Source organism: Kocuria palustris (genome assembly GCF_007666205.1).
GTDB classification, from domain to species: domain Bacteria; phylum Actinomycetota; class Actinomycetes; order Actinomycetales; family Micrococcaceae; genus Kocuria; species Kocuria palustris_A.
The window spans coordinates 89,510-97,668 of the sequence record NZ_VDOR01000010.1 but is presented as its reverse complement, the minus strand read 5'-3'; the positions used below and the strand labels follow the sequence as shown (position 1 = coordinate 97,668).

Genomic DNA, 8,159 nt, shown 5'->3' with positions numbered 1-8,159 from the left:
CCACACGACCGCCGGTCCTCGAACCGGCCGACCGCTCGCGGCGACGAAGAAGAACACTACACAGGCTGCGGGCCTCGCGCAAACGCGAGGGGCCCGCACCGCGCTGACGCGCGTGCGGGCCCCTCAGCGGGGCGTCCTCCGCTGCCCGGAACCGTCCGACGGGCCGGCGCGGGACCTCAGTCCCTCGGCTGCAGCCACACCGCGCCGAGCGGCGGCAGGTCGACCACGGCGTGAGCGGGCTGCGCGTACCGGGGCTCGTCGACCGCGCTCGCGGAGCCGTTGACGACCCCGGAGCCGCCGAAGCGCTCGTCGTCGGAGTTCAGGACCTCGTCCCACTGCCCCCCGCGGGGCAGGGGCAGCCGGAACCCCAGGTGCGGGGCGCCCGCGAAGTTCACCGCGCAGACCAGCGGCCGTCCCTTGGCGTCCCAGCGCACGAACGACATGGTGCTGCCCTGGCTGTCGTTGGCGTCCAGCCAGGTGAAGCCCTCCGGGATGTTGTCCTGCGCCCACAGGGCCGGGGTCCGCCGGTAGATCGCGTTGAGCTCCGCGACCAGGCGCTGGATCCCCTGGTGCGGCTCGGTCTCCGCCAGCCACCAGTCCAGGCTCTTGTCGTTGTCCCACTCCGCGTCCTGGGCGAACTCGGTGCCCATGAAGATCAGCTGCTTGCCGGGGTGCGCCCACATGTACGAGAGGTAGGCGCGCACGTTCGCGAGCTGCTTCCAGCGGTCCCCCGGCATCTTGCGCAGCAGGGAGCCCTTGCCGTAGACGACCTCGTCGTGCGAGATGGGGAGGATGAAGCTCTCCGAGTACGCGTAGACCATCGAGAACGTCAGCTTGCCGTGGTGGTAGCCGCGGTACATCGGGTCCTCGCTCATGTACTCGAGCGAGTCGTGCATCCAGCCCATGTTCCACTTGATCCCGAAGCCCAGGCCGTCGGCATCCGTCGGGCGGGTGACGCCCGGGAACGCCGTGGACTCCTCGGCGATCATGACCGTCCCGGGGCTGCGCCGGTACGCGGTGGCGGTGGCCTCCTGCAGGAACGCGATCGCCTCGAGGTTCTCGCGGCCGCCGTGCTGATTCGGCTCCCACTCCCCGTGCTCGCGGGAGTAGTCCAGGTAGAGCATCGACGCGACGGCGTCGACCCGCAGGCCGTCCACGTGGAACTCCTCGAGCCAGTACAGGGCGTTGGCCACGAGGAAGTTGCGGACCTCGGCGCGTCCGTAGTCGAAGATCAGGGTGCCCCAGTCCTTGTGCTCGCCGCGACGGGGATCGGGGTGCTCGTAGAGCGGAGCGCCGTCGAAGCGCGCCAGCGCGAAGTCGTCCTTCGGGAAGTGCCCGGGGACCCAGTCGACGAGCACGCCGATGCCTGCCTGGTGCAGCGCATCGACCAGGTGCTTGAAGTCGTCCGGCTCCCCGTAGCGGGAGGTCGGGGCGTAGTAGCCGGTGACCTGGTAGCCCCACGACCCGCCGAAGGGATGCTCGGCGACCGGCATCAGCTCGACGTGCGTGAAGCCGTGCGCGGTGACGTAGTCCACGAGCTCCGTGGCCAGGTCGCGATAGCTCAGGCCCTGGCGCCACGAGCCGAGGTGCAGCTCGTACACGCTCATGGGGCTGTTGTGGGGGTCGGTCTGCGCCCGACGGGCCATCCACTCGTCGTCGCCGAAGCGGTAGCCGCTCTCGAGCACCCGCGAGCCCGTCATGGGCGGGACCTCGGCCCAACGGGCCATCGGATCGGCCTTGTCCTTCCACTGCCCGTCCGGTCCCATGATGCGGAACTTGTAGGTCGTGCCGTGGCCGGGGCCCGGGACGAACAGCTCCCAGACGCCGCTGCGGCCGAGGGAGCGCATGGCGTGCTCGGTGCCGTCCCAGCCGTTGAAGTCGCCGATCACGCGCACGGCCCGGGCGTTCGGGGCCCACACGGCGAAGCTCGTGCCGTGGATCTCGCCGAAGCTCGAGGGCCAGCGGCGCACGTGCGCTCCCAGGGCCCGCCACAGATCCTCGTGGCGGCCCTCGCCGATCAGGTGCAGGTCCATCTCGCCGACGGTCGGGGCGTAGCGGTACGGGTCGTCCATCTCGACCGCGCTCCCGCCGTCCCAGGTCACGCGGAGGCGGTAGTCGGGGATCCCTCCGTCGGGGGCGGCCGGGATGCGGCCGGTGAAGATCCCGCCCCATTCGTGGCTGAGCAGGTGCACGGAGCCGTCCCCGGTGACCGCCTCGACCTTCTGCGCGAAGCGGCGCAGGCTGCGCACGAGGATCGAGCCGTCGTCCTGCGGATGGGCGCCCAGCACCGAGTGGGGGTCGTAGTAGCGGCCTTCCGCGACGGCCGCGAGGACGTCTTCGGAGATGCTGTGGGACACGTGGTTCTCGCTTCCGATGGTCTCGCCCGCGCCCGCCGGCTCGAGGCCGGCGTCGGGGGTCTCCTGGGTGGACCCGGCGGCCTCGCCGAGGGCCTCGTCGTGCTCGTACTGCGAGGGTACGCCCGCGGCCGCGGCATCCGGTCCCGACGGGTCGGGAGCCCCGGAGCGGCCGGTCCCGGCGACGGCTCCGGCCCCGGTTCGGGCAGGGGCTCCGTCCGCGTCTCCCGAGCGGTCGTCCGTCGCGCTGCCGGGGGCGACCGGGGCTCCGCCCGGCGCGCCGAGCGCCCGCTGCACCGCCGCGAGCGGGACGTCGATCCAGTCCGGCCGGTTGCGCGCCTCGTAGACGACCTCGTACATGGCCTTGTCGAGCCACAGGGCGCGGAACACCGGATCCGCGCGATCCACGAGCACGTGGGCCACGGCCGTCCAGCCCTCGAGGAAGGCGGCGGCGGCCTCCTCGCCCCACTGCGCCGTGTCCCCGCCGGATTCGCGGGCTCCGAAGGCGGCGGCGTAGTCGAGCGAGCGCAGCATGCCCACGACATCGCGCAGGGGCAGATCGGCGGCGCTGCGCTCGGAGATCTCGCGCAGCGGCTCGCCCTCGAAGTCGAGGATCCGGTAGGCGCCGTCGGGGCCCCGCAGGACCTGCCCCAGGTGGTAGTCGCCGTGGATGCGCTGCAGGTCGGGCAGCTCCTGCACGGCTCGGGCCGCGGAGAGCACGCCGTCCAGCTCGTCCGCGCGCTCGCCCAGGCGATCGCCGATCTCCCGTCGCGCCCAGTCGATGCGCCCGGCCAGTCCCTCCAGGACCTCGCGCCGCCGCGGCCCGTCGGGCTCCTCGACGCCGAACGCGCTGGCGAGATCGCGATGCATGCGCGCCGTGGCACGGCCGAGCTCGCGCGCCTCAGCGGCGAACGAGCGTCCCTCGGCCGCCGCATCGACGGCCGTGCGCCAGGCGTCGGAGGCGCCGTCGACGAACTCCGCCGCCACGAGGGCGTGCCCGGAGGCCTCGCGGCCGTCGCCGCCGGCAGCCGCCTCGGGCCATCGCACATCGGCCCAGCCCCACGTGCGCGCCACGACCGAGCAGCCGAGATCGGTGAGCTCGCGCCCGACCTCGACGTCGGGATTCGCGCCCTCTCCGAGGACGCGGAAGAGCTTGAGGATCAGGGCGTCCTCCCCCGGCTCCGTGGGGCGCAGGACCACGGAGGTGTTCGACTGCTCGCCGGCGATCACCTGCACCTGATCCGCCGTGCGCACGCGGGAGACAGGGGTCAGAGCGTCGTTGGAATCGCCCTCGAGCGAGGCCTGCTCGCCCTCGACGGTCGTGCCGCGGGCGAGCAGGCCCAGGACCGCGTCCAGGAAGGCGGGCCGGTCGACGGCCTCGCGGACGTGCCGCGTGCCGTCCTGGGCCTCGAACGAGCCGATCGAGCCCTCCAGGGGATCCCGGGAGATCTCCAGGGGCACCTGGACGATTCGCCGGTCCCCGCCCGCGCCGGCGCGCAGCAGATGGAACGCGATCCCCTCTCCCCCGCGGGCATCGGCCGCGGCGTCCGGCAGCGGGATGACCGCGACGGTCTCCACGTCGAGCTGCCGGGGGTCGCCCTCGAAGGGGAACCAGCGGCGCGACGGCAGCCAGGCGCGCAGCACCTCCTCGAGGCTGTGCGCGTTCTGCGACGACGGTGCTTCGGCGGGCATGTCAGGCTCCTGTGAGGTGATGGGCGATGCGAGGGCCGCGCGGCGGGGCCGATCAGCCCAGGGACGTGATCACCGGCATGGCGCGGGTGGCCGGCTGAGCCCCCGAGGCGTCCGGCGCGGCGCGCAGGCGCAGCCAGAAGAAGTCCTGCGAGCCGAGGGTCACCCGGTAGGCGCCGTCGGAGCCGACCTCGCCGAACGGCTCCCCGCCGAAGATCTCGCGCAGGCCGCGCCCGGCGTACTCCGGCAGGTCGATCGTGCTCGCGGCCGGCGTGTGGGACAGGTTGAAGATGCACAGCAGCGATTCGGCCTGGTCCTCGTGGCGCTCGTCGCGCGGATCGAACTCGCGCACGAAGGCGAACACCGCCTCGTGGCCGGAGTCCACCGAGCGGAACTCGCCCATGCCGAAGGCCGGGTGCTCCCGGCGCACGAGCAGCATCCGGCGCAGCCAGTGCAGCAGCGAGGACGAGGAGGCCAGCTGCGCCTCGACGTTCGTCTGCGTGTAGTGGTGGACCAGCGACTGGATCACCGGCAGGTACAGCTTGCCCGGATCCGCCTCCGAGAAGCCCGCATTGCGGTCCGGGGTCCACTGCATCGGCGTGCGGGAGGCGTCGCGGTCGTCGAGCCAGATGTTGTCGCCCATGCCGATCTCGTCCCCGTAGTACAGGAACGGGCTGCCCGGCAGCGCCAGCAGCAGGGCGTGGATCAGCTCGATCTCCGCCCGCGAGTTGTCCAGCAGCGGGGCCAGCCGGCGGCGGATGCCCACGTTCGCGCGCATGCGCGGGTCCGGTGCGTACCAGCCGAGCATGGCCTGGCGCTCCTCGGGGGTGACCATCTCGAGGGTGAGCTCGTCGTGGTTGCGCAGGAAGGTGCCCCACTGCGTGCCCTCGGGGATCCGCGGGGTGCCCGCCATCGTGTCGATCAGCGGCTGGGCCCGCTGGTCGCGCAGCGCGTAGAAGATCCGCGGCATGATCGGGAAGTGGAAGCACATGTGGCACTCGGGCGCCTCGTCGGAGCCGAAGTACTCCACGACCTCCTCCGGCGGCTGATTGGCCTCCGCGATGATCACGCGGCCGGGGAACTCCCGGTCGACCATCTCGCGCAGGCCCACCAGGAACTCGTGCGTTCCCGGGAGGTTCTCGCAGTTCGTCCCCTCCTCCTCGACCAGGTACGGGATCGCATCCGCCCGGAAGCCGTCGATGCCCATCTCGAGCCAGAACCGCACGACGTCGTGGACCGCCTCGACGACCTCGGGGTTCTCGAAGTTGAGGTCGGGCTGATGCGAGAAGAACCGGTGCCAGAAGAACTGCCGGCGCACCGGGTCGAAGGTCCAGTTCGACTCCTCGGTGTCCACGAAGATGATGCGGGCGTCCGAGTAGAGCTCGTCCGTGTCCGACCAGACGTAGAAGTCGCCGTAAGGGCCGTCGGGATCCTCGCGGGAGGCCTGGAACCACTCGTGCTGGTCCGAGGTGTGGTTCAGCGGCAGGTCCGTGATGACACGCAGGCCCCGGGCGTGGGCCTCGGCGACGAGCCGCTTGAAGTCCGAGACCGTCCCGAACTCGTCGAGCACCGAGTAGTAGTCCGAGATGTCGTACCCGCCGTCGCGCAGCGGCGACTCGTAGAACGGCGGGATCCACAGGCAGTCGATGCCCAGCCACTGGAGGTAGTCCAGCCGCTCGATGAGCCCGGAGAAGTCACCCGACCCGTCGCCGTTGGCGTCCGAGAACGCGCGGACGAGGACCTCGTAGAAGACCGCCTTGCGGAACCAGTCGGGATCGTGGGAGATCCCGGGGGCGTTGACGCCGAAGCTGGTCGGGTTCATGGCATTCACGTGCGGGGTGTCTCCTGATGCTGTCTGCGGCCGGGTGCCCGAAGCGGGCGCCCGGCCGGCGATGCGGCGGTCCTCGGCTGCGATCTCGCTTCCGAGGGGGCCCGGGTCAGTGCGAGCGGCGGACGCTCACGATGTGGACGGGCTCGTAGAACGGGTCCAGGCGGACCCACACCCGGTCGCCCCAGCGCCAGGACTCGCCGGTCAGCAGCTCGTCCGCGGCGAAGGCCCCGTCCTCGCCCAGATCCTGCGGTGCGATGCGCAGGGCCTCCAGATCGAGCTCGATGTTCGCGATGCGCACTGAGTGCGGATCCGTGTTCGCCACGACGATCAGCGTGTCCTCGTGCTCGCCTTCCGGCCCGCTGACCGTCTTGGTCTTGGAGAAGCACAGGATCGCGTCGTCGTCCGTGGGATGCAGGGTGAGGTTCTGCAGGTCCCCCAGGGCCGGGTGCTGCCGGCGCAGCTGGTTGAGGCGGCGCACGTACGGAGCCAGCGAGTCGCCGCGGGCCTCGGCGCCCTCGAAGTCGCGGGGCCGGTACTCGAACTTCTCGCTGTCGATCGACTCCTCGGCCCCGGGGCGCTGCACGTTCTCGTACAGCTCGTAGCCGGCGTACATGCCCCACAGCGGCGACGACGTGGCGGCCAGGGCGGCGCGGATCTTGAAGGACGGGCGCCCGCCCTCGACGAAGTACGCGGTCAGGATGTCGGGGGTGTTGACGAAGAAGTTGGGCCGGTACTGCGCCGCCGTCTCCCGCGTGATCTCCTCGAGGTACTCCTCGAGCTCCCACTTGGCGTTGCGCCACGTGAAGTACGAGTACGACTGCTGGAACCCGGCCTTGGCCAGGCCCTGCATCATGGCCGGCCGCGTGAAGGCCTCGGCCAGGAAGACGACGCCGTCGTCGTGCCTGCGGACCTGGTCGAGCAGCCACTCCCAGAACCACAGGGGCTTGGTGTGCGGGTTGTCGACCCGGAAGATGCGCACGCCGTGGGAGATCCACAGCTTCACGATCCGCAGGATCTCCCGGCACAGCCCCTCGGGGTCGTTGTCGAAGTTGATCGGGTAGATGTCCTGGTACTTCTTGGGCGGGTTCTCCGCGTACGCGATGCTGCCGTCGGCGCGGGTCGTGAACCACTCCGGGTGCTCCTGGACCCACGGGTGGTCCGGCGAGGCCTGCAGGGCGAGGTCGAGAGCCACCTCGAGGCCGAGCTCGCGGGCCCTGGCCACGAAGGCGTCGAAGTCCTCGAACGTCCCGAGATCCGGGTGGATGGCGTCGTGGCCCCCGTCCTCGCTGCCGATGGCCCAGGGCGATCCCGGGTCGTTCGGGCCGGCGTCGAGGGTGTTGTTGGGGCCCTTGCGGTGGGCGCGCCCGATCGGGTGGATCGGCGGCATGTAGAGGACGTCGAAGCCCATGTCCGCCACGGCGGGCAGGCGCTCGGCGGCCGTGCGGAAGGTGCCCGAGCGGAACCCGCCGGTCTGCTCGTCCCGCACGGCGCCCTCGGAGCGCGGGAAGAACTCGTACCAGGCGCCGCGGCCGGCCGCATCCCGCTCGACCCGCAGCGGAAGGCTCTCCGAGCTCGTCACGAGGCTGCGGATCGGACGCGTGCGCAGGAGCTCGAGCACCGAGCGGTCGGTCGCCCGGGCGAAGCGCTGACCGGCCGGGACCGAACGATCCTTCAGGTGCTCGGCGATCTCGCGGAGCCGCTGCCGTTCGGTCTCGGGGCGATCGGCCTCGGAGGCGGCTCGGGCGAAGACCACCGCGCCCTCGTCCATCATGAGCTCGACGTCCTGGCCCACGCCGAGCTTGATCTGCGCGGCGTGATGCCACGTCTCGTAGAGGTCCCCCCAGCCCTCGACGGCGAAGCTCCACTCGCCCTCGGCATCGGGGCGCAGCCAGCCCTCGTAGCGGTCGGTGCCCGGGGCGCTGAGCTCCATGGCCGCCCGCGAGCGCTCCCGGCCCTGCGGGTCCCGCAGCACCGCGGACACCCCCAGGGCGTCGTGGCCCTCGCGGTAGACGGTCGCCGAGACCCGGATGTCCTCCCCGGGCAGTGCGGCGGCGGGGCGGCGGCCGCCGAGGACGCGGGGCTGCACGTCCTCGATCGGGATGCGGCCGTAGACCAGACCCGAGAGATCGATGGCCGAGGCGCCGGACGCCGCGCCGTCCGGCGCGGATCCCCCTGTCTCGGCGGAGGCGGCGTCGGAGACGGAAGGGGACTGGCTGTTGGAAGTCACCCCCACACCGTAGCCAGTCCGGCGCCCCATGGTGAACCACGTCATCCGGAATTCGCCC

General features: G+C 71.7%; 3 protein-coding genes. All 3 read right to left on the bottom strand.

The features are described from left to right. Positions 1-176: 176 nt before the first annotated feature. The 3 genes from glgB to FSY66_RS09975 all read right to left on the bottom strand — a co-directional run bounded on the left by glgB (position 177) and on the right by FSY66_RS09975 (position 8,146). Entirely contained in the window at positions 177-4,046 is a 3,870-nt protein-coding gene (glgB, locus tag FSY66_RS09985) for a 1,4-alpha-glucan branching protein GlgB (protein ID WP_144794464.1), read from the bottom strand. A 52-nt stretch (positions 4,047-4,098) separates the two neighbouring features. Next, positions 4,099-5,865, bottom strand: coding sequence for a maltose alpha-D-glucosyltransferase (gene treS, locus FSY66_RS09980; RefSeq protein ID WP_144794462.1), 1,767 nt, complete (start codon positions 5,863-5,865; stop codon positions 4,099-4,101). 115 nt (positions 5,866-5,980) lie between these two features. Beyond that, positions 5,981-8,146 (bottom strand): alpha-1,4-glucan--maltose-1-phosphate maltosyltransferase, encoded by a 2,166-nt coding sequence (locus FSY66_RS09975; RefSeq protein WP_144794459.1) that lies wholly within the window; start codon positions 8,144-8,146, stop codon positions 5,981-5,983. Positions 8,147-8,159: the final 13 nt, after the last annotated feature.